The 21247-nt window shown below is 70.1% G+C and carries 16 protein-coding genes and 5 pseudogenes; 11 read left to right on the top strand and 10 right to left on the bottom strand.

All coding sequences use genetic code 11. The features are described 5' to 3' along the window. Positions 1 to 531: 531 nt before the first annotated feature. On the bottom strand, positions 532 to 1980 hold the full coding sequence (locus ACFWIS_RS37770) for an MBL fold metallo-hydrolase RNA specificity domain-containing protein (protein WP_380462360.1): 1449 nt from the start codon (positions 1978 to 1980) through the stop codon (positions 532 to 534). A 161-nt stretch (positions 1981 to 2141) separates the two neighbouring features. On the opposite strand from ACFWIS_RS37770, the gene ACFWIS_RS37775 reads away from it, so the two are divergent. Both ACFWIS_RS37775 and ACFWIS_RS37780 read left to right on the top strand, forming a co-directional pair. Continuing rightward, positions 2142 to 2837, top strand: a complete 696-nt coding sequence (locus ACFWIS_RS37775) for a CBS domain-containing protein (protein WP_380462359.1) — start codon at positions 2142 to 2144, stop codon at positions 2835 to 2837. Positions 2838 to 2846: 9 nt separating this feature from the next. After that, positions 2847 to 3449 carry a CBS domain-containing protein gene (locus tag ACFWIS_RS37780; protein WP_380462358.1) on the top strand — a complete coding sequence of 201 codons (603 nt, stop codon included), beginning with the start codon at positions 2847 to 2849 and terminating at the stop codon, positions 3447 to 3449. Between the two features lie 244 nt (positions 3450 to 3693). On the opposite strand, the pseudogene ACFWIS_RS37785 reads toward ACFWIS_RS37780, so the two are convergent. Beyond that, positions 3694 to 4471, bottom strand: a pseudogene (locus ACFWIS_RS37785) (alpha/beta fold hydrolase). A gap of 113 nt (positions 4472 to 4584) precedes the next feature. Between ACFWIS_RS37785 and ACFWIS_RS37790 the strand changes: the two are divergent. Beyond that, on the top strand, positions 4585 to 5412 hold the full coding sequence (locus ACFWIS_RS37790; RefSeq protein ID WP_380462356.1) for a helix-turn-helix domain-containing protein: 828 nt from the start codon (positions 4585 to 4587) through the stop codon (positions 5410 to 5412). Positions 5413 to 5438: 26 nt separating this feature from the next. Here the strand turns inward: ACFWIS_RS37790 and ACFWIS_RS37795 are convergent, their stop codons facing one another. Further along, on the bottom strand, positions 5439 to 5999 hold the full coding sequence (locus ACFWIS_RS37795) for a carbonic anhydrase (protein WP_380462355.1): 561 nt from the start codon (positions 5997 to 5999) through the stop codon (positions 5439 to 5441). Between the two features lie 145 nt (positions 6000 to 6144). On the opposite strand from ACFWIS_RS37795, the gene ACFWIS_RS37800 reads away from it, so the two are divergent. The 3 genes and pseudogenes from ACFWIS_RS37800 to ACFWIS_RS37810 form a co-directional block, all read left to right on the top strand. After that, positions 6145 to 6534 (top strand): MarR family winged helix-turn-helix transcriptional regulator, encoded by a 390-nt coding sequence (locus ACFWIS_RS37800; RefSeq protein WP_380462354.1) that lies wholly within the window; start codon positions 6145 to 6147, stop codon positions 6532 to 6534. A gap of 539 nt (positions 6535 to 7073) precedes the next feature. Next, entirely contained in the window at positions 7074 to 7412 is a 339-nt protein-coding gene (locus ACFWIS_RS37805) for a cyclic-phosphate processing receiver domain-containing protein (RefSeq protein ID WP_380462353.1), read from the top strand. Positions 7413 to 8176: 764 nt separating this feature from the next. Continuing rightward, a pseudogene (locus tag ACFWIS_RS37810) lies at positions 8177 to 8362 on the top strand (Tn3 family transposase); the annotation flags it as partial. 87 nt (positions 8363 to 8449) lie between these two features. Here the strand turns inward: ACFWIS_RS37810 and ACFWIS_RS37815 are convergent. The 3 genes and pseudogenes from ACFWIS_RS37815 to ACFWIS_RS37825 all read right to left on the bottom strand — a co-directional run bounded on the left by ACFWIS_RS37815 (position 8450) and on the right by ACFWIS_RS37825 (position 12117). Further along, entirely contained in the window at positions 8450 to 9670 is a 1221-nt protein-coding gene (locus ACFWIS_RS37815) for a DUF6236 family protein (RefSeq protein ID WP_380462352.1), read from the bottom strand. 88 nt (positions 9671 to 9758) lie between these two features. Continuing rightward, positions 9759 to 10169, bottom strand: a pseudogene (locus tag ACFWIS_RS37820) (site-specific integrase); the annotation flags it as partial. Between the two features lie 211 nt (positions 10170 to 10380). Then, entirely contained in the window at positions 10381 to 12117 is a 1737-nt protein-coding gene (locus ACFWIS_RS37825) for an LPXTG cell wall anchor domain-containing protein (RefSeq protein WP_380462351.1), read from the bottom strand. A gap of 824 nt (positions 12118 to 12941) precedes the next feature. Between ACFWIS_RS37825 and ACFWIS_RS37830 the strand changes: the two genes are divergently transcribed. Together ACFWIS_RS37830 and ACFWIS_RS37835 are read left to right on the top strand one after the other, a co-directional pair. Further along, a complete protein-coding gene (locus ACFWIS_RS37830; protein WP_380462350.1) occupies positions 12942 to 13085 on the top strand; it encodes a hypothetical protein in 144 nt (47 codons plus the stop codon). A 293-nt stretch (positions 13086 to 13378) separates the two neighbouring features. Further along, positions 13379 to 13858 carry a hypothetical protein gene (locus tag ACFWIS_RS37835; RefSeq protein ID WP_380462349.1) on the top strand — a complete coding sequence of 160 codons (480 nt, stop codon included), beginning with the start codon at positions 13379 to 13381 and terminating at the stop codon, positions 13856 to 13858. 38 nt (positions 13859 to 13896) lie between these two features. Here ACFWIS_RS37835 and ACFWIS_RS37840 read toward each other — a convergent pair whose 3' ends face one another. Both ACFWIS_RS37840 and ACFWIS_RS37845 read right to left on the bottom strand, forming a co-directional pair. Then, positions 13897 to 14622, bottom strand: coding sequence for a DUF6461 domain-containing protein (locus tag ACFWIS_RS37840; protein WP_380462348.1), 726 nt, complete (start codon positions 14620 to 14622; stop codon positions 13897 to 13899). Positions 14623 to 14707: 85 nt separating this feature from the next. Beyond that, positions 14708 to 14938: pseudogene (locus tag ACFWIS_RS37845) on the bottom strand (hypothetical protein); the annotation flags it as partial. Positions 14939 to 15146: 208 nt separating this feature from the next. Between ACFWIS_RS37845 and ACFWIS_RS37850 the strand changes: the two are divergent. Next, positions 15147 to 15740, top strand: a complete 594-nt coding sequence (locus ACFWIS_RS37850) for a DUF4291 domain-containing protein (protein WP_380462347.1) — start codon at positions 15147 to 15149, stop codon at positions 15738 to 15740. Between the two features lie 348 nt (positions 15741 to 16088). Here the strand turns inward: ACFWIS_RS37850 and ACFWIS_RS37855 are convergent, their stop codons facing one another. Beyond that, positions 16089 to 16721, bottom strand: coding sequence for a hypothetical protein (locus ACFWIS_RS37855; RefSeq protein WP_380462346.1), 633 nt, complete (start codon positions 16719 to 16721; stop codon positions 16089 to 16091). Positions 16722 to 17423: 702 nt separating this feature from the next. On the opposite strand from ACFWIS_RS37855, the pseudogene ACFWIS_RS37860 reads away from it, so the two are divergent. Then, positions 17424 to 18517 (top strand): annotated as a pseudogene (locus ACFWIS_RS37860) (Tn3 family transposase). Between the two features lie 15 nt (positions 18518 to 18532). Here the strand turns inward: ACFWIS_RS37860 and ACFWIS_RS37865 are convergent. Further along, positions 18533 to 20167, bottom strand: a complete 1635-nt coding sequence (locus ACFWIS_RS37865) for an FAD-dependent monooxygenase (protein WP_380524246.1) — start codon at positions 20165 to 20167, stop codon at positions 18533 to 18535. Between the two features lie 33 nt (positions 20168 to 20200). Between ACFWIS_RS37865 and ACFWIS_RS37870 the strand changes: the two genes are divergently transcribed. Next, positions 20201 to 20740, top strand: coding sequence for a CGNR zinc finger domain-containing protein (locus ACFWIS_RS37870; RefSeq protein WP_380462344.1), 540 nt, complete (start codon positions 20201 to 20203; stop codon positions 20738 to 20740). Positions 20741 to 21247: the final 507 nt, after the last annotated feature.

Consider the following 21247-nt stretch of genomic DNA (forward strand, 5'->3'; position numbering starts at 1 on the left):
TTTCATACCGTCCTCCCGGGATCGGGGCCGGGGCCTTGCCCCGGCCGTTCGTACCTCCATGGCACCACCGGACGAGGGCCCTGGCAGGGGCCGGAAGGACCCGGCTGCCGGGCCCGTCCGGCCCTCGGGGAGCGCGGTGGGCTCGGAAGACTGATCGGTGGGAGCAGAAGCGACCCCCGGCACCGAGGAGGCGCGTCATGTCCGCCGCAGCCGCGACACACAGGCACCCCGCCTCGCGCACCTCCCCGCGCGGGCACGTCCGCCGGGCCACCGGCCGGGACCACAATCCGGCCATGGCCCGGGCGAGGACGTCCTGGGCATCCTGGTCCCCCGAGACGGAACCACCGGAGGCGTCGAAGCATCAGGAGGCACTCGACGAGTTCGCTGCTGCCGCAGGCCAAGGACCGTTCGGCCCCGGACTGTTCGGCCCTGGCTGTTCGGCTCTGGCTGTTCGGCTCTGGCTGTTCGGCTCTGGCTGTTCGGCTCCGGCCGGAGCCGATGAGGCGTCCGACCGACGCGATCGGCACGACCTCACCGTACGAGCACCCGCTCGCCCGAGCGCGGGACCACGGCCGTCCAGCCGAGCTCGCGGTCGATCCGGTCACGCAGCGCCTCCGAGCCCTCCGGCTCGCCGTGGACGAGGTACACCGCACTCGGCGGCGGGGCGGGGCGCAGCCACTCGATGATCTCGGCGGCGTCGGCGTGTGCGGAGAAGGCGGGGACGTTGACCACCTCGGCGCGCACCGGCACGTAGCTGCCGTACATCTTGAGCGTGCGAGCGCCGTCCACCAGGTTCCGGGCGCGGGTGCCCTCGGCGGCGTAGCCGACCACGATGACGGTGTTGCGGGCGTCGGGCAGCAGGCGGGCGAGGTGGTGGACGACGCGGCCGCCGGTGGCCATGCCGGAGGCGGAGACGATGACGGCGGGGCCGTGGGCGCGGTCGAGGGCGAGCGACTCCTGGAGCGAGTGGATCAGGGTGAACGGCTCGGGATCGAGGGTGGTCGGGCCCTGGGCGAGGACGTCCGGGCGGAGCTGGCCGGATCCGGCGGCGAAGGCCGCCCGGTAGATCTGCAGGGTGGCCAGCGCCATCGGGCTGTCCACGTACACGGGCACGCCGGCCGGCAGTCGGTCCGCCTTGCGCAGTTCGGTGAGCTGGTGCAGCACGACCTCGGTGCGGTCCACGGCGAAGGACGGGATGACGACGGTGCCGCCGCGGGCGATGGTCCGCTCCAGTGCCCGGGTGAACCACTCGCGGGCGGCGGTCTCCTCATGGTGGCGGTTGCCGTACGTGGACTCCATGAGGAGCACGTCGGCGCCGGTGAACGGCTCGGGCGGGCGCAGCAGGGGGTGGACGGGGCGGCCGAGGTCGCCGCTGGCGGCCAGGGTGTGGCCGTCCTCCAGGGTGAGGTGGGCCCAGGCGGAGCCGAGGATGTGCCCGGCGCGGTGCAGCCGGAGCAGGATGCCGGCGGTGATCTCGATGTCGGTGTCCAGCGGGACGGGGTCGAACATCCGCAGCGCGTTCTCGACGTCCTTCTCGTCGTAGAGCGGCTGGGCGGGGCGGTGTTTGGACCAGCCGTGCTCGTTGGCGTGGTCCGCCTCCTCCCGTTGCAGGTGGGCGCTGTCGCGCAGGATCAGCTCGGCGATCCGGGCGGTGTCGGGGGTGGTGAGCACCGGCCCGCGGAAGCCGTCGCGCACGAGCCGGGGCAGGTAGCCGCAGTGGTCCAGGTGGGCGTGGGTGAGCACGACGGCCTGGATGTCGGCGGGGTCGAGTGGCAGTGGGCGGCGGTTGCGGCGGCGCAGTTCGGCGAGGCCCTGGAACAGGCCGCAGTCGATCATCAGACGGGCGTGGTCGGTCTCGACCAGGAACTTGCTGCCGGTGACGGTGCCCACGCCGCCCAGGAAGGTCAGCAGGCCTGGTCGCGGTTGCGGTCGGGATGCGCCGGCGTCGGTGGTGCCGCTCGTCGTGGGGTCCGTCGTCATGGCCGCCTCCAGCGGTGTGCGAGGTCCCTCCCATCGTCCTGCCGACCGACCGCGCTGTCCTGGGCCGGTCCGGCCCTGTCGGCGGGGACCGTCCGGCCCTGTCCGTCGGCGTCCGGCGGGCGGAGAGTGAGGGCGGGACCACCCGAGGAGGAGTGAGGACGATGCAGCACCGCAGCGTCAACGACGTGATGACCCGTGAGGTCGTCACCGCCCGGCCCGACACGCCGTTCAAGGAGGTTGCGGCGCTGTTCCACCGCAACGACATCACCGCGATCCCGGTGGTCGACGACCAGGGGCGCCCGCTCGGCATGGTGTCCGAGGCCGACCTGCTCCGGAAGGCGGCCGTGCTGCCGGACCCGGAGGGCCGCTTCCCGGGCCGTTGGCTGGACGCCGGGGAACGTGCCCGGGCCGAGGCCGAGACCGCCGGCGGGCTGATGACCAGCCCTGCCGTCACCGCCCGCCCGGGCTGGTCGGTGCCCGAGGCCGCTCGCGCCATGGGCAAGCACAGGGTCAAGCGGCTTCCCGTGGTGGACGAGGTCGGCCGGGTGGTCGGCATCGTCAGCCGCCGGGACCTGCTGCAGGTCTTCCTGCGGCACGACGCGGCCATCCGGGACGAGATCAACCACGACGTGCTCGGTCAGACCCTCTGGCTCGCCCCCGGTGACGTCCAGGTCGCCGTGCACGAGGGCGTGGTCACGCTGAAGGGGCGGTTGCCCCGGCGCAGCCTCGTCCCGATCACCGAACAGCTCTGCCGCGCCGTGGACGGCGTGGTCGCCGTCCACACCGCCCTCGACTGGACCGAGGACGACACCGACCGGGCTCTGGAACACCCCCGCGCCTACCGCGCGACGTCGTAGGAGGCCACGATGAGCAGCGCACCGAGCACCGTCGCCGACGTCATGACCCATGCCGTGGTGGCTGTGGGCCGCGACGCGGACTTCCGCGAGATCGCGGAGACCCTGCAGCGCTGGCAGGTCAGCGCCCTCCCCGTGCTGACCGGCGACGGCCGGGTGATCGGGGTGGTCTCCGAGGCCGACCTGCTCACCGCCCGGGACCGCGACGGCGAGCGCGCCGACGCGCTGACGGCCGGGCGGATGATGTCCGTCCCGGCGGTCACCGTGCACCCCGGCAGCCCGCTCAACGAGGCCGCCCGGGCGATGGCCCGCGGCCACCTCAAGCGGCTCCCGGTGGTCGACGAGGAGGACTACCTGGTCGGCATCGTCAGCCGGGGCGACCTGTTGAAGGTCTACCTCGGCGACGACCGCGAACTTGCCGACCGGGTCCGCTTCGAACTGGCCGCCACCCTCGGCCCGAGCGCCGCAGTGGACACCGACGTCCGCTCCGAGAACGGCCGGATCACCCTGACCGGCGAACTCCCGGACACCGTCTCCGCGCCCCTGTTGGAGCGCCTGGTGCGCTCCGTGCCCGGCGTGGCCGACGTCGAACTGCGGCTCGCCGCACCGGCCTGACCGTGGCGGCCCCTCGGCGCTCGACCGGATGGCCCGCATCCTCGCCGCCCGGGGCCCCACCCAGGCCACGGCCGGAGCCCTCCCGGACGGGCGGGAGCCGTACTCGGCGGAGGAAGTGCTGTCCGCGGGGAGGTGCTGCGTACGGCACCGCCCTGCCGGGGATGTCCGGTTGCCATCGGTGCGGCTGGGACTGGTGCGGTGTGCGACTTCTTTGCTGCGGAACCGTTTCGGGGCGGGTCGCGGGTCAGGAGGCCGGTGCGAACACGGTGATCGCGTCGACGAGTTCGTCGGGGGCTTCGAGCGGGATGAGGTGCCCGGTGTTCGCGATCACCGCGAACTGCGCTCCGGAGAGGTAGGGAAGGAGGTTGCGGCGCAGCACGTCGGCGGGTTCGACGCGGTCGTACTCGCCGGCGACGACGAGGACGGGGACGCTGATCATGCGGGCGTGTTCGGTGATGTCCTCGGCGATGCCGTGCAGCGGCCATTCCGTGCGCGCCGCCTCGGCGCCGGCCCGGGAGTCCGCGCCGATCTGAGTCTTGACTCGCGCCGGCAGGTCGGTGGCGGTCAGGACGGTGTCCCTCGCGCCGGCGACGGACTCTTCGGTGTCGTAGGCGTGGGAGAGGAACTCGCGGTACTCGGCGGTGATCTCCGCGGCCGGCCTGGCCGGTCCGGATCCGACGAGGACCACCCCCCCGCAGGCGGGCGGGTCGGGTCGCGGCGACGAGTTGCGCCACCTTGCCGCCCATGGAGTGCCCGACCAGGACGTAGTCGTCGATTCCGGCGTCGGCGAGGACGGCGACGGTGTCATCGGCGAGTTGGCGGAGGGTGTAGGGCCCGGGGAGCGTGTTCGAACGGCTCCACCCGCGGAAGTCGACCGCGAGCGTGTCGCGGCCCGGCAGACGGTCCACGACCAGGTCCCAGGTGCGGGCGGACCCGCCCCAGTAGTGCAGGAAGACCAGGGTCGGGCCCGTGCCCCTGTGATGGTCGTACGCGGGCAGGGAAAGGTGCTGCGTGCTGGTCATGAGGGGATCCTTCGGTCTCGTCCTGCGGCTGGTTCTGCCTTGGTTCCATTGGACCGCCGAGTGCGGAACGGGACATCGGCACGACTGGACGGCCGATGGTGAAAACTGGACTCGTGGCAACGATCCGGCACATGACCTATCAGCCCGTCGACCACGGGGCCTCGTCAGTGGAGGTGATGACGTTCCATTGGCTCCGGGACATCAACGACCGCGGCACGCAGCGAGCCGACTTCCACGTCCTCGCTCTCGTCGACGAAGGGGACGGCGAGGTCACGGTCGACTTCGTCTCCCACCGGCTCTCGGCGCGGACCGCGGTGTGGATCCCGCCGGGCGCAGTGCACCGCTGGGACGACATCACCCGCGTCGCGGGACACCTGGTGCTCTTCGTCCCGACCGCGCCGGTAACGCACCGCACTCGCGAGCTGGTCGCCTCTCCCGATCTCGTCGCCCGGTGGCTGGTGCCGGCCGAGGCCTGGCCGTTCGCCGACGCGGCGCGCAGGCACCTTGTCCTGGAGGCGGCCGCCCTGGCCGGGGACCCGTCGACGGAGCTGCCCGCGATCCTGCTGTCCGCGCTGATCACCCGCGTCGAGCCCCCGCATCGCGAGGCTCGCTCGGCGAACCCGACGTTCCAACTGTTCCGATCGAGCGTCGAGGAGCATTTCCGGACGCACCACGACGCCGGTTACTACGCGGCCGCGCTCGGGTTCGCCCCGCGCACCCTGACCCGGGCAGTGCAGCAGGTCACCGGGCTCACCGCGAAGGCGTACATCGTGGAACGGATCGTGCTCGAGGCGAAGCGCCTGCTGGCCCACGAACGCGTCACCGCGGCGCGGTGTGCGAGCGAACTCGGGTTCCCGGACCCGTCGAACTTCTCGCTCTTCTTCCTGAACGCGACGGGCCTGCGCCCGGGCGCCTGGCAGGCGGCGACGGTGCTCGACTGACCCGTAGGAGCTCGCCTCCCGCTCGGCTACCTGCTGGCCGGCGCGACGGGCTCGGCGGCGGTCTCGACGACGTGTTCGACGATGGTCTCGACGAGCCCGGTCTCCAGCCGCAGCACGTATCCCGACACGGACGCGAGGACCTCGTCGGTCATCAGCGGGTCGGCGAGGAGCTTCTCGACGTCGCGCCGCACCGTCGCGGCCGGGTCCGTGACCGCGCGCTCGGCGAGCACGGCGTCGTCGCCTCCGATGCGATCCGCGAAGGAGCGGCGGAACGCCGGGTCGGCGAGCAGGCCGGTGCCGCACTGCGTGTGATGCACGATCGCGACGTCCATCCTGACCCCGAGCCGCACCGCCAGATACGCGATGTCCTCGATCACCCGGCCGTCCACCCGTCCGCCCGTGTTCCGCAGCACCCCCGCGTCCCCGGTGCCGATCCCGAGGAAGCCCGCCGGCTCGACTCGCGGATCGGCACAGACCAGCACCAGCGGCAGCCGCTCCGGCATCGATTCCGGCATCGCCAACCGGGCGAGGTCGACGTTCGCCGCGAAAACCTGGTTGCGCTTCAAGAACTCGTCGAAGTGGGACACGATTCCTCCATGTGGTGTACCTGCAACATCTAGCTCGTCGGCTACACTACACGAGGAGGTGCATATGCAACACCATGGGTCGGAAGAAGCGAAGCGGCAAGCCGTGTGGATGGCGGACCGGTGTCTCGGCAGGCGCATCGCGAGGTTGCACCGGCTCGTCTCGCGGCGCTTCGAGGCGGAGTTGCGGGAGTCGGGACTCACCCTGCCGCAGGTCGAAGTGCTCTCCGAGATGGCCGCCTGCGGCGAGCCCGTCCGCCCGTCGGAGATCGCCGGCTGGCTCGGCATCGAACGCTCCACGATCAGCCGGAACCTTGACCTGCTCGCCCAACTCGGATACGTCCGTGCCGCAGAGACCTCGGCGACCGGGCGAACGACCCGTGTCGTCGTGACCGACGCCGGCCTCCAGGCGCTGGCGGACGCCCAGCCCGCCTGGGAACGGGCGCAGGCATGGATCGGCGGCGCGGTCGACGAGGACGCCGTCGACGCACTCGACCGCTGGCTCACCGCCCTCGAACTCGCCCCGCGGCCCCGCTGACCACGAACGCCCGACCCGGAGGCGGCGGCGACCACGTCGCCCGCCCGTCCACCGAGGACGGCGCCGCGTTCGGGCCGTCCGGCGGAGCCCGTAGCTGGAGCGGCACGTCGGCGCGATGCGCGCCAAGGGGGAACCGGCCTTCACCGCCGAGGGTCTGGAGGCGGTCAGCCTGCACGTCGGCGTGTTCTACGGCGCCGGCGCCACCGAAGCCACCTTGCTCCCAAAGCGCGTCGCAGCCGGGAAGCGCGCGGGAGATCCACACGAGCCTGCGGGGTGGGGCCGGTGATGCCCTGATCCCTTGCCAGCGGCTGGTGGGAGCCAGGGATTGCCGCCGGGCCGTTCGAGCGCCAGGGGCGTGATGCCCCGTGGGGCCCGCCCGGTCCGTTGAGGTCTCCCGCTAGAGCGGAGCGCGGCCACGTGAAGCACGGCCTGGCCAACTGCCGGGGTACTTCCACTTCCACGAGTACGCGGACACCGCGTGCACCGCAGAGCCTCAATACTCCGTGGTCATCCCGCCCGCCTCCTGTGACAATCACCCAGTGAAAGAAGCCCCCACCTCGCCGATGCCCGTCGTCCTCGGCATAGACGACCTCCGCCCCCTTCCCCAGGCCACGCGGATCGCCCGCACCAGCCGTGAAGGTATCCAGCTTCTGGAAGAGCACCGCAACGGCTTCATCGACGAGCTGTGGCTCGACCACGATCTCGGCGGCGACGACACCATCATGCCGGTGGTGACCCTCATGGAAGAAGCCGCCTTCAACGGACAGCCCTTTCAGATCGGAGCCGTCTTCGTCCACAGCGCCAACCCCATCGGTGCCGAAGCCGTCGTCAGGTCACTCGCCCGCTGGAACTACCGTGTCCGGCGGGCAACGGCCTAGAGAGCCCGGCCGCCTCAACTGCCAGCGTTTCGTCGCCCTGCGGATCCGCCCCGCCGGCCGCGAGATCCGCGACGCGACCGACGGCGTGGAACTGCCCGAGTGCCGGCTGCTGGCGGAGTGGCCCGCGAAGGAGCCGGAGCCGGTGCGGTTCCGGCTCTCCGACCTGCCCGCCGACACCCCGCTGACCGCTCTGGTCCGCCAGGCCAAGCTCCGCCGGCGGATACTCCGCCCGCAACGTCCGCACCATCGAGGTCCTCGTCGACCGCGACGCCGTCGCCTCCGGGGCCGCGGCCACCGGTGAACCATGGCAGTACTACGATCCCGGCCACGGGCTGAGCTCCTACTCGTTCCTCGAACAGTGCCGGCACCGCATGGCCTGCGCCCGCTGCGACTTCTACACCCCCAAGGCTTCGACGAAAGCCCAACTCGTCGAAGCCAAGGCCAACTTGCAGCGCATGCTCGTAAGCATTCCGCTCACCGAAGAGGAACGCGCCGCCGTCGACGACGGGCAGAGCGCCCTCGACCGCCTCTTCGAGCTCCTCACCCAGGTGGCCACCCCAGCCGGCCCGGCCCCGAGTGAGCTCCGCGCCGAACCCGTTCGGCCCCTGCCCTTGACTGTCCGATCACCACCCGACTCCACCGGCCGAAAGTGCTGCTGAGGTCGACACCGACATCGGGGAGGTCACCGAGCCGAAGGTGGCCAACCTAGCGGCGATGTGGGAGGAGATCGAGGCGGTGGCGACCCGCGACGAGCTGGCGGCCGCTACATGGACGCCGCCCTGGCGCGCCTGCGGGCCGACGGCTTCGACCTCCGGGACGAGGACGTCGCCCGTCTCTCGCCGTTCGTGTGCCACCATGTCAACATGCTGGGCCGGTACTCCTTCCAGCTGCCGGAGCTGCCCGGAGGTCTGAGGCCCCTGCGCGACCCGTGCACCGCCGGTGAGTGGTGAGTGTCTCGCCCTCCTCAGTCTGGAAGACGACTCTCCGGGCGCGGCGATGATGGCTTCACGGACTGGTCCACGCGGTTCTGCACGGGATCACCAGGGTGACCAACGCCGAACTCCGCGGACCAGTGCTCGCCGGGCGCGGGCACCAGCGCCCACCGGATCAAGCTCTCCCCGGAGGCACAACAGGTAGCCAGCGGCGCTGGTCCGTTCTGTGATTGCGGCCTGTCGCGTGGTCCTAGTGGAGGCCAGCAGTTGAACGGCGATCATGCTGCTTGCCCCCACGACGGGGGAGATGCTCAGTGCGTGTGCGGATAGGGCCGCGACGGCGGGCAGTTCCAGTGACTTCAGGCCGAACACAGAGCGGATGGGGGCCATGCGCAGTGCTCGTAGGCCGCGTTCGAGTTCCCGCATGGGCCCCGTTAGGTCGCGGTCAACCATGGCTTGCACTCGCGCCCGCAAGATCCTCGGGTCTTCGATGCCACCGAGGCTGGCGAATTCTTCACCCAGTGCTTCCAGGTGCGCGCGGAACGCGTCGAACTCGTCAGTCAGGGCTTGTCGAGCGCGGACGATGTCTTCGGCCGGCACGTTGCTGATGTCGTCCGGGAGTACTGCCTGAAGCGTCACACAGGCGTAGAGGCTGGCTGCCGGACTGCCAGCGGGACCAGGGGTCGGGCGTACTCCCTCCAGGAGTTCCGCTCCCCACTCGTCGACCGTCGCGTAGTGGGGTGCGACAAACAACCTGGGGTCGTCCGTGACGGGAGTCAGCGCGTTGGCCTCGGCGATCCGGGCCGCCAAGGCGCATGAGTAGGTCGCGACGAGGCGGGGATGCATACCCACCCACTGGCCGTCGTCCCTAGTACCTGTCAGAGGGTCAAACCGTGTATCCGTGGCCAGTCCGAGTTCGATCAGTCGCCCGATGATCCCGTTCCGAAAACTGGGGTGCTCCATACCAAGCTGTGATCTGTGGATCCAGGCGAAGCGCCTCTCGTCCTGGTAGCGCGGGTTGTCTATCTCCTCTCCGAACCCACGGTCCCGAAGATCCTCAGGAAGCTGGTACCGCCGGCGCATCCTACGTTCCTCGCGGTCCAGCAGCGCCTCGAACTCCCTTGCGACTGTTCTTGCTTGCGGCCCGGGATCGACGTCTAGGAGAAAGTCCAGACCATCGCGCAGGGTCGCAGCAGTTGGCGAGTCATGGACGGGGTAATCCGGCGGGCGGATGCGGGCGACCTGCGGCAGGTACAACGCAGCCAGCTTCAGCCACGCGTCGTCACGTACATGGAAGTACGGGTAGTACAGACCGATCTCGTGCATCAGCCCCCCAGATGAGCCCGCAGCGCAGAGTCAGCTCCTCGCATCTGCCTAACCTGCCCAGACCCGACAGGCCGCACACCGGGCCAGTTCAGCGCCGGCTGTCGCCGGGTGCGAGCAGGGTGGTCACCTCGGCGATGGCCTCGGCGGAGGGCTTGAAGTATCGGCGGACGTTCGCGACCTTCTTGTGCCGGGACTTGGCCATCAGCATCAGCTCGCTGGCCCCGGCTTCGCCGAGGTGGGTCAGGGAGGAGCGGCGGTACTCGTGCAGGTCCCAGCCGGTGCCCGGCCCGGCGAGGGCAGTGTGCTGGTCGAGCAGTGCGCGGGCCTGGCCGGAGGAGAGGCGGGCCAGGCCGGTGTCCGGGCAGAGGTCCCGGGCGGAGAGCACCTTGCTGGGGCCGGGACGGCGGTGGGTGACGAACACCGGGCCTCGGGTGCGGCCCCTGAGTAGGCGGGGCAGCAGACGGGCGGTGCCGACGTCCCAGAACACCGTCTCCAGCACGTGGTGGCCCACCGACACAATCCGTTGACCTGCAGTGACATCCGTTCCGCGAGGTGATCGTTCCCGCGACTTCGGAGATCATTTCCCGCGCGGTCCTGCCCGGCGGGAGGGCACTGGCTGTGACCCTTCGGGCCGCCGGTGAAGCTGTCCGGGCGGCGCCGAACGCGCATGAGGGCGGGGACCGGTACTCGGTCCCCGCCCTCGTCGGGTCTCAGCGGTGGGTCGCGGCCTTGCGGCGGCGTGCGACCACGAACAGCGCGCCGCCGACGGCGATGGCCGCCGCGCCGGTGCCCGCGATCAGGAGCGTGCCGTCGCTACCGGTGTGGGCGAGGTCTCCGCTCGGCGCGTGGGCGCTGGGGGAGGCGGTGCCCGCGGCCGAGGCCGTCGTGCTCGGGGCCTGGCCCGGCGTCGAGGGCGTGGCGGTCGGCCGAGCGATCGGCGGCGCGGAGGTCGGGCGGCTGCTCGGCGTCGGGCCCTGCGAGGGCTCCGAGGTCGGGACGGGGCCGGGGATCGAGCCGCTCGCCTTGGTGCCCAGCTGGACCGAGACCGACTCGTGCGACGGGTCCGGTTCGAAGGACAGCTTGGCGATCGTGGCGCCGGTGCCGTACAGGCTGTCCTGGTCCTGGAGCGTCACCTGGACGGTCGGCGCCGTGGTGCCGGCATCGAGCGACAGCCCGAACGGGAACACCTTCTCCAGCCCGCTCGCCACCCAGATCGGGGACTCGCACAGGTACTTGTCCGGGTGGGCGACCTGCTTGCCGTTCTCCCAGGTCTTGGGTCGGCAGCCGTCCGGCACCTTGGTCACGGTGACGCCGGCGGGGATCGCGGCCTGGACGGTCACGACCGCGTCGCCGCTGCGGTAGAAGATCGAGGCCGGGCCGCTGTTGCGGAAGCCGACCGACAGCGTGCCCTGCTTGTCGCCGTTGGGCTTCCAGGAGCCCAGCGCGGAGAAGTCGGCGGTGTTCGTGGCCAGCACGTTCTGCTCGACGCGGTTGTCGTAGCTCGTGCGGGGGGCGCTGAGCAGGCCGGGGTCGTTGGCCGGCTTCACGGTCAGGGCCGGGCCGGTGCCGTGCTGGAAGGTGAGCCGCTTGCGCCAGTCCGAGATCTCGGAGAACTGGGCGTCCTCGGTCGGGGACACCGTGATGTCCGCGAAGGTGTACCAGGCGCTCTCGGTGATGCCGAGCTGCAGCGTGTCCAGGGCGACCACCTGACCGGGCGCGACCGTGGTGTCCACGGTGCAGATCGCGACGGAGTCACCGGGCCAGGTCTTGTCGCCCCAGCCGCCCTCCGGCTCGGAGGCGAACTCGCAGTTCGACGGGCGCTGCTTGAAGTCGATGCCGGAGATGGCGTCGACGGCCACCACGACCTTGCCGGCCGGCAGGTCACCGACGTTGGCGAACTCCACCGACGGCGTCAGTACGGTGCCGGGCTTGACGTTGTTCTGGTCGGCGAGGGGCTTGGCCTTGAAGTCCGGCCCGCCGACGTCGACCCGGACGTCCCGGCTCGCGCTCTGCGCGTTGGACGCCGTCAGCTTCAGGTGCAGCACTCCGTGGCTGCCCGGGGTCGCCCCTTGGACAGCACTGAGCCACGGGTTGTAGAGGAGGTTGATCCGGTCGAAGTTCAGCTCGCGCTGGTCGCAGGTGATGGTCTTGCCCGCGGTCGCGCAACCGGGAACGGTCAGGTCCGCGACGCCGGCCAGATCGGTGGTGTCGAACACGACCTTCACGTCGTGCGCGGTGCCCGAGCCGATCCGGCCGATCTCGATGTGCAGGTTCTCACTGCCCCGACCCGGCTGCGCAGGCTTGGTCGGGATCTGGACGGTGGAGTTCGAGAATCCGGAGAAGGTGAGCTTCAGGTCGTCCGCGTGCGCCGGGACGGCGGTCGCCCCGAGGACGACGGCGGCGATGGTGAAGGGCGCGTAGAGCGCGCGTCTGCGCGAGTTGCGCATGTGGAAGGTCCCCCTGGGGTCGTGACGGGCATGCCGGGACGGATCTGCCAGGACGGGCATGCCGAGGGGAACATCTACTCGACGGGTGGAGCGGTCCGCAATTTCCGTCGGCGTGACGCCTTCTCAGATGTGGTTGATCGGGTAAGGAATGTCCGAAAAGCACACCCTTTCCCAGTGAAGATTTTTACCGCCCTTGGAAATCCCGTCATACGGCCGTTACCCGGTCGCTGAGCCCAGCCCCCGTTACTCCGTCCGGCTCTCGCCTACCGTCGTCCGGAGCGAGCCGGGGCGACCTACGGTGCAGGCGGAGGTGGAGCAGACCGTGACATGACGGCCTTTCTGGCCGACGGGGGTTCCGGGACGCCTTGGGGACGTTCCCGGGACATGGCCAGCCTGTCGGCTGGGGCCGGCTCCGCCGCAATCGGAGCACGGCCGTAGTCCAGGAGGTGTTGCCGGGCTGCCACCGGGAGGGCGTCTACCGGATCCTTCGGCGCCCAGTGACGGCGCGCGCGATTGCGATGGCTACGGGTTGGATCGCTCCTCACGGACCAGTGAGGGGCAGCGTTCACCAACACCAAAACGGCCGGTCAAACCGACATTCTGTCTGATCGACCGGCCACATTGGGTCGGTTGACCCGTAGTCGGCACGGGTCGCGCCGCGCCGGCGGACCTTCGGCTGGGCTCCCTTGGACTTCACCGGGCATCGGCGGCCGACCGGGTCCAGGTCCTCGATGTTGACCGTCCGTCGGTAGAGTGGTCGATCCCTCTCAACTGCCGTCCCAGCAACGGGCGTTGTCCTGAACACGCTGGAGTGCCTGCAGCGGATGGGCCCCGCCGCCACACCCACCCTGCCCCGGGTCCGCGCCGAACTCGCCCTCACCCGCCGCAGCTGCGGCATCTTCGACGCCATCGACTACGACGAGGCGCTACTGCGCGCCGGACGGGCCGTCATCAAGCAGCTGGCCTGAACAGATGAATCGGCCGCTGGCCTTCTCCTTGATCGGGCTCGCGGTATCGGAGAGGACCGGGTCGTAGGGGCGAGCACCGCCGCCGAAACCCGTGCCCAGCAGCAGCGCGAGCGCCACCAGGACGCTCTCGCCATCGTCCGAGCCACCCGAACCAGGGCGATCCCGCTGCGCCCGGCCCGCCCGCCGATGACCTCAGCGGAGCCGCGTGACAAGGACCGCTCCACCACCCACCCGCCGACCGCTACCGTCGAACCTGGGCCCGCGTCCCGGCGGCCTCCACCGAGGAGGACCAGGTGACCACCCAGCCCGACCACGAGAGCCCGGCCCCGGCCCGGCCGGCCACCCTGCACGAGCTGCGCACCGCCCTGTCCCACTACGGCCTGCCCGGCGACCGCGAGCAGTTCGAGCAGGCCCTGGCCGCCGCCCTCGACTCCTCCCCGATCGGCGACTTCGCCGCCGTCGCCGAGGTCGCCGCCACCTACCGCCATCGCCTGACTGCGCACCAGCACCGAGGCCATGGACTCCCTCGCCACGCCGATCAGCGGTCAGCACTGGACCCCGGCCGCCGACGCCTTCGCCCGACTACGCGCCGCCGGCGGCGACCGGTGACCGACCAGCCCGAACAGCCGGCCCCGCTGCACGTCTTCCTCTCCGACGCCGCCGGAGTGTCCACAAACCGGGGTAAAGCCCAGACCTTGGAGACACCGGCCACCGCGCCGGGCCCTCGGCGTGCCCCGCGACCCCACACAGCCAGCAACACCGCACCAGCGTGATCAACTCAGTTCAGTCGAACCCAACTGAAAGGCGGAGGCTAACGCTCAGGTTCGGAATCGGAGCTGAGGACGCGCCCGACGCTCTGCGGCACGGGCACGGGCACGGGCACGGGCACGGGCACGGACGCGGGGACGAGAGTACCGAGAGGGCGCCCCAGACCCTCACGGGTGCTCAAGGACGGCTGAGTGGGCGGCACGACAGGCAGGCGGCGGCACACCGCGGTCGGGAGCTCCTGAGTGGCTGTCTGTTCGTCCAGGCGAACACCGGACAGACGGGACGCCAGTTCAAGCGCAGCCTCTCGCGGGCTAGTGTCGTGTCCGGCGGCGGGGTCGAGCGTCCCGATCTCGTGCATGGCGGCCAACAGCCGGTCGGGGTCACCGCCGGATCGTCGGTGTGGTGCGACTTCTTCGAACTGCACCACGGTGCTGCCGTCAGCGAGGTAGGTGAAGCTCCCGAAAGCGTTGGCGTTGCTGGAGACGGCGATCACCTCGTGTCCGTGGGAGATTCGGTGCAGCAGGCCGAGGTCGGAGCCGAGTTGACTGTGCCCCTCCAGGCAGATCAGCCACGAGCCGACGGTCGCGAAGCGCAGCGGCGCCAGTTCCCTCTGGGTGAGAGCAAGATGTGTCGCGGCCTGGCGGTCCATGGCGGCAAGCTGTGTGCAGTCCTCTCCAAAGACGCTAGCGGCCTGCTCCGCAGTGAGGCCCTCGATAAACAGCAGATGGTAGTGAAGGGCATTGTTCGTGAGCCAGTTCCAGTAGCTCATGTGCAGCTCCGGTGTGATCGGGACGGTCTGGCCCCTGAGACCCTCCGGGTTGGACGGCCTCAGGGGTCAGCGTGGCGAAGGGCGGTCAGGCCGTGATCTGCAGGACGTAGTAGTCGCCATGGAGGACGCGCTCGCCCTGAATGAAGTTCGACAACTCAGTTCCAGCGAGGCTGCTCATGCAGGCGGGCAGCGTCTCGTAGTCGCGGACCAGGCGCCGCGAGCACATCAGCCAGCTCAGCGTGCACTCCACCACCCAGCGCGTGGGCAGCACCACGAAGCCGGACGCGTGGTCGCTGCGTCTGACGATTTCGAGGGTGAGTCGCACCCGCCGTCGCCGCCCAGGCCCTGGGCTACACCTCCGAGTGCACCGAAGACCACGCCATCCAGGCCGGCGCTACCTGGGCCACCTATGTCTCCCACCGACGCCAAGCCCGAAAAGCCTGACCTCACTCAGCGCTCGACCATTCTCATCCCACCTGGTAATTCGATGGCGCGAAGCGCACCCAACATCGACTCTGGTCACCGTGCCAGAACCCAAGCATCAGATCCGCGCCCTCCATACGGCCGCCACCGTGACGGTCTACCAGGCATACGCACCGGAGATCGGCCTGCCCGCCGCACTCGACGGCCGCTTTCCCGCGACCTGGCAGCGGGACCGAATGACGTGGATCAAGTCGTCGTTCCTTTGGATGATGTATCGCTGCGGATGGGCTGCCAAGGAAGGCCAGGAGACCGTCCTCGCGCTCGAAATCACCCGAGAGGGCTTCGAATGGGCCTTGGAGAACGCCTGCCTGGCCCACTACGAGCACGGGCTGCATCCCGACCGTGCCACCTGGAAACGCCAGCTCAAGCGAGCCCCGGCCCGAGTGCAATGGGACCCCGAACGCGACCTGCACCTACAGCCGCTTGCTCACCGCTCTCTGCAACTCGGCCTCGCCGGCGAAGCCGCCGAGCGCTACGCGGAGGAGTGGATCGTCTCGATCAGCGACGTCACCACGCTCGCGCATACGATCCATGCCCACGTCAGGGACGGAGCTCTGGACGCCGCCCACCAACTCCTCCCCGTAGAACGCCCTTACCCGGCGAGCGACAGACTTCTGGCCCATCTGCGCGGCTGAGTCGTCTCCGACTACCTGGGACTGCAGAGTCCTCGTTCCCGCACCGCCCGCCTGGGCAACTCACGACGACCCAATACGCGATGCCATCAGTATGTTCCTCAGCTCCCGATATGGTGATCGACGCCTTCAGTGATGAGACGCACCCCGCTGCCGACTGCGCCTCGCTGGAGTCGTCGGGTAGGTGACGATGGTCGGGAACGCCGACTCCCGGCCCGGAACGGTGCCGGGCGGGGCGTGCGGAGATGCAAGGGGTGTCACGGGCTCGGCGGCGGTGCTGGGCGGGGACCCTGTCGGGAGAGCGCATTCTCGAGCACGGCTGAACGCTTACGCGCGGCAGCGCCGGGGCCGTCACGCTCTGTCGGATACCAGCTTCGGCTCGAACTGTGAGGGGGCGGGATGCTGGATGTGTTGGTAGGTGACGCCGGCCACGAGCAGAAGGACCAGGGTGGCCAGGCCCCCCACACCTCTGCAGTACCACTGCCGGCAGAACTGCAGGTGGTTGGAGTTGTATTTCTGCGGTTCTGACGCCGCGATCATCTGCTTGGTCTGTTCACAGAGGGCCTTCGCCGCATCGCCCTGACCCGACTTGAGGAGCGTGCTCACGTCTGGTCCGTGCGTCCATGCGCCATCTCTCGTGGGCAGGAGGACGCAGAAAGCGGAGGTACCGGTGAACAGCATCGCCCCGAAGAGAGGCCAGAGGCACCAGGCGGGCAGGCCATAGCTGCTGCTGGTGCTCGGGTCGAGCAGGCCGATTCCGGCGGCGAAGCTGATGATCAGGGCGGCGACGCTCAACAGCCCCGCCGCCCGGGTGCGGAGCCCTTCGAGTCGGTCCCGTTGCTCTGACAACCGATCTGCTGCTGCGGTGTAGGCGATCTTGACGAGGTCGAGGTCGAGGCCGGTGCCCGGACAGGGTTCGGAGTCAGTGACCTTGGGGGCCTCTATATGGGGTGCTTCGGGGCGCCAGAACGTCCAATGCTTCACGGTTCCTGACGCTAGGGGCTTCGATGGCGTCAGGCGACAGGGGATGGCCTGTCCGGCGCATCAGCAGGGCCGCGGCCTGGGTGGGCCTCCTGGGTCTGGTGCATCTGCTGTGCGGCGACTTTGGCCATGGGGTGGTCGGCGAGTTCGCCGCGGTCGCGGTGGTACCCCTTGGCCGCGCGGCTGGCCGGGGGACCAGCGGCCGTGTAGGGGGCGCTCTCTTCGCTGGCGCCGGCGTCGCGGGCGGCACCAGAGCCGGAGGCACGCCAGCCGTGCGCGGTGAAAGGGCGGTCCTGCTCGTCGCGGTCCAGGCCCTGTGGCACCGACGATCCGCTTGCTGATGTCGTTGATGGTGCCGGTGCTGAGGGAGTCACGGACGTTCTCCCAGCGGTCGACGCCGCGTGGACGCCGGGTATCCGGACAATGCGGACCTGACGATCGACCCGGTCTCCGGGGTGCCGTCCCTCAAACAGCGCCAGGGCCGCGAGCGCACTGCCTTCGCCACGGCGCTGGAGGCGGAGCTCGACCGCAGGCTGCCGACGCGGGGAATCCTTGACCACCTGGCGCGGGCGGCGCACTGGACCGGCTGGTGGAACCGCCTCGGGCCGTTGTCCGGGGCGGACCCGAGAAGGACCCGCTCGCGCGGTATGTGGTCACCGCGTTCACCTACGGCTCCGGCCTCGGCGCCACTCAGGCGCCTGCCACATGAACACGGTCACCGCCCACGAGCTGGCAGCGATCGCGAAACGGCACCGCACCGCGAAGAACCTGGCCCGCGCCAGCGCCGATGTAGTCGATGCCCACCTCGACCTGGACCTGGTGCGGGCCTGGGGCGACGGATCGGTGGCCGCGGTGGACGGCACGATGATGGACGCCGCCGTCGACAACCTCCTGGCCGAGACCTCGATCAGGTACGGAGGCTACGGCGGTATCGCCCACCACCTGGTCGCCGACACCTGCGTCGCGCTCTTCTCCCGCTTCGTACCCTGCGGTGTCTGGGAGGCCGTCTACCTGATTGACTCCCTGCTGCAGAACCAGTCAGCAGCACGTCCAGAGCAGGTCCATGCCGATACACAGGGCCAGTCGTTCCCGGTCTTCGGGCTCGCGTTCGTCCTGGGGATCGACCTGCTGCCCAGGATCCGCAACTTCCACGACCTCAGCTTCCACCGCCCCGCCCCGGCTGTGCGCTACCGGCACATCGACCAGCTGTTCTCCACCGACCCGCGCACCGCGATCGACTGGGAGCTGATCCGCCGTCACTGGCCCGACCTCATGCAGGCCGCTCTCTCCGTGCAGCAGGGCACCGTCTCCCGGTCACGCTGCTTCGGCGCCTGAACAACCGGTCCCGGAAGAACCAGGTCTACCAGGCCTGCCGCGAGGTCGGCCGCGCTGTACGCACCGCCGTCCTGTTTCGGTACCTGTCGGACCCGGCGCTGCGGGAGCAGATCCAGAAGGCGACGAACAAAGCCGAGGCCTACAACGGGTTCACCAAGTGGCTCCACTTCGGCAACGCCGGCTGGCTCGCCAGCCGCGACCCGGAACTGCAGGACAAGGCGGTCAAGTTCCTCGACCTCCTCGCCTCCAGCGTGGTCTTCTCCACGACCATCGACATGACTCGTACGTTGTCCGGGATGGCCCGCGAGGGCTGGCCCCTGCACGCGAACGACCTCGGGGTGCTCAACCCGTACCGGCGTGAAAACGTGCTCCGGTTCGGCGACTGCACCACCGAGCAGCTCCACATACCCCCACCCGCGTACAGCCCGAGCCTGCGCACAACTTCCGGGGAAGGAGGCCCGTAGCAGCAGCCCCCGGCGTCAGGAGGTGAGGATGCGCTGCAGGACAGCCTGGAGGTCTACTTCCGGGTCGGTGCCACGCCAGGCCACGTGCCCGTCCGGGCGTACCAGGACGGCGCCCGGGGCGCCGCCGGTGCCGACCAGACGTTCCCAAAGCCCCGTGGCCTCCCGGCTGCCGACGGTGCTCACGGCCTGGAACACCAGTGGGATTCCGGTCTGCTGCACAGTCTCGGCCCGCCTTCGCCAGGCCGGGTTATCGGTCGCGGTGAGCAGGGTGAAGCCGGGGCCGACGAGGTCGAGGGTTGATGTCGCACCTACATCGCCGCCGGTGAGGCGGACGTGGGGTGCGCGCTGTCCCGGATGGCAGCCCGGGCGGTAACCGTCCGGGCTGAGTCCGGTCTGCTTGGGCGCACTGTCGGGGTCGGGGATGACCGCAGTCGATTGGTAGGTTGCAGTCAGGAGGAGTTCGTCGTCGATCCGGTAGCCGGCCCGGCTCTGGGCGTTGGCGGTGGAGATGCCGATGACCTGGCGGGCGATGGGACGGCGTTCGGCTTCGTAGCTGTCCAGCAGGGCGTCGCCCGCGTATCCGGTTGTGACGGCCGCGAGTTTCCAAGCGAGGTTGTCCGCGTCGCCGATGCCGGTGTTCATGCCGTGCCCGCCGGTGGGCGGGATGGTGTGGGCGGCGTCGCCCGCAAGCAGCACGCGTGAGCGGCGGTAGGCGTTGGCGAGTTGGGCGTCCATCCGCCAGGTCATCGTGTCGCGGACCGTCACGTCCAGGTCGGGAATTCCGGTGGCTGTTCTGATGAGCCCGGCCAGGTGCCCGTGGTCGGACGGGTCCAGTTCGGGGGCGTCCGGGGTGAGCGGGTACTGGTAGATCCAGTGGCGGTCGTTGTCGACGGCCATGAACCCGCCGCGGCCGGGGGTCGTGAGGAAGTACGAGGCGCTGGCACGGTCGGCCACGACCTGGCCGAGTGGTGCCTCGTAGCGGATGCTCAGGTAGCGCCCCAAGCCGGTGGGGCCCTCCATCGCGATCCCCGCCTCGTTGCGCAAGGTGCTTGTCGCGCCGTCGCAGCCGACGAGCCAATCCGCCCGCACCTGACGCCGGGAGCCGATGGCTGTGTCCTCGACGACGGCCAGCACGCCCTGTCCGTCGTCCGTGAAGGAGACCAGGCGGGTCCCGAACCGGACACGCGGGCCGGCCAGCTCGACGGCGTGCCGCAGCAGCACGGGCTCCAGCACGTCCTGGGAGCAGATGAGCCCTGGCGACGGCGTGTGCTCACCACTGTCGTCGTTGTCGGGTTGCCGAGCGAGACCGGTACGGACGAACTCGGGATCGACCAGGTCGCGGCCACGATAGAAGTAGACCTGCTCCGCCGGCAGGCCCGCCCCTCGAACCTGCTCCTCCAGGCCGATGCGCCGGAAGATCTCCATCGAGCGGGCCGAGATGCCCCGGGCCTTGGGGTGGCTCGAGGTCGTGCGGCGCGTCTCAACCAGCATGTGGTCCACCCCGTACCGGGATAGCAGGGCGGACAGCGTCAAGCCGACCGGCCCGCCCCCGACGACCAGCACCGACGTCTGCGACGCAGCCATGGCGACCTCCTTCCACGGGCCGACACCACCCAATGTAACGAATAAAATCAATTTAGACGTTACCATGAGGTCGAACTCGACGCGCAGCGGGAGGCACGCATGCAACAGGGCTTCGGCGACGACAATCCGCGCGGCCTGTACTTCCTGGTTGACCTGGTCAACACCGGCCAAGACGGAACCGGGCTCACCGCGGCCGCCCTCACGAACCTGGTGGAACAGCACGGCGGCCCCGCGGTCCCGCTCACCGAAACTCCGATCCAGGAAATACGCGAAGCCGTCGCGATCATTGCAGCCATCCTGGAGACCAAGGACGCAGACCAGGCCGCCGACACCATCAACGCCCTGCTCGACCAGTACCCCGCCCAACCCCGGCTGGTCCGGCTCCCGCACCGCCCCTGGTCGCTGCACGCCCGACCCTCCCCGGACGCGCAGTCGACTCACTGGCTGTTGTCCACCGCCGCCCTCGCCCTTGCGCTCTGGCTCAGCGAACGCGGCTACTGCGCCTGGGGCCGCTGTGCAGCACCCGGCTGCCACCGCTACTTCATCGACACCGGACGCCGCTCACCGCAGCGCTACTGCTCAACCCGCTGCGGCACCCGGGTACGCGTCGCCGCCCACCGCAGCCAACAGAGCCAATGAACCCCAGGACTTCCTAGTGCCGGGGTGGGGCGGGTCGGCGGGCTCTTTCCGGCAGAGGGGGCTGGGAGCGTTCCGCAGGGCCCGGGTCTAATAACTGGCTTGAAGCAAGATCGTCGGCGAGGGCGACGGACGGCATGGTTGCTGTCTTCTCCGGGCCGCGCGGCCCCGGTGGTGACCGTCCTTCGACAGCCGGCGAGGGGGCCATCCCGGGAATCCGGCGGTTCTCGCGGTGGCACCCGGCGATGACCTCCCGGGCGCCGTGGGGGCCCCGGTCGTCCCTGATGGATCGTCAGCAAACTCAGTATTGAGTCAGCATTGGGCCCGTCAGGCGCTGTCGCGGATGGTCGAACGGTGTCGCGCGTCGAGTTCCGAGCCGAGTGTCGGCAGGAGCGCTTCAAGGTGAGAGTAGGGGACTCCGGCTCGGGGGTGGGGCGGACCCGGGCGCCGCACCCCCGAGGGGGTACTATGGAGGTGGGGGCGCATTTGCCCGGGGGGGGGGGGGGGTGC

The organism is Kitasatospora sp. NPDC127060 (assembly GCF_042724935.1).
Lineage (GTDB): Bacteria > Actinomycetota > Actinomycetes > Streptomycetales > Streptomycetaceae > Kitasatospora.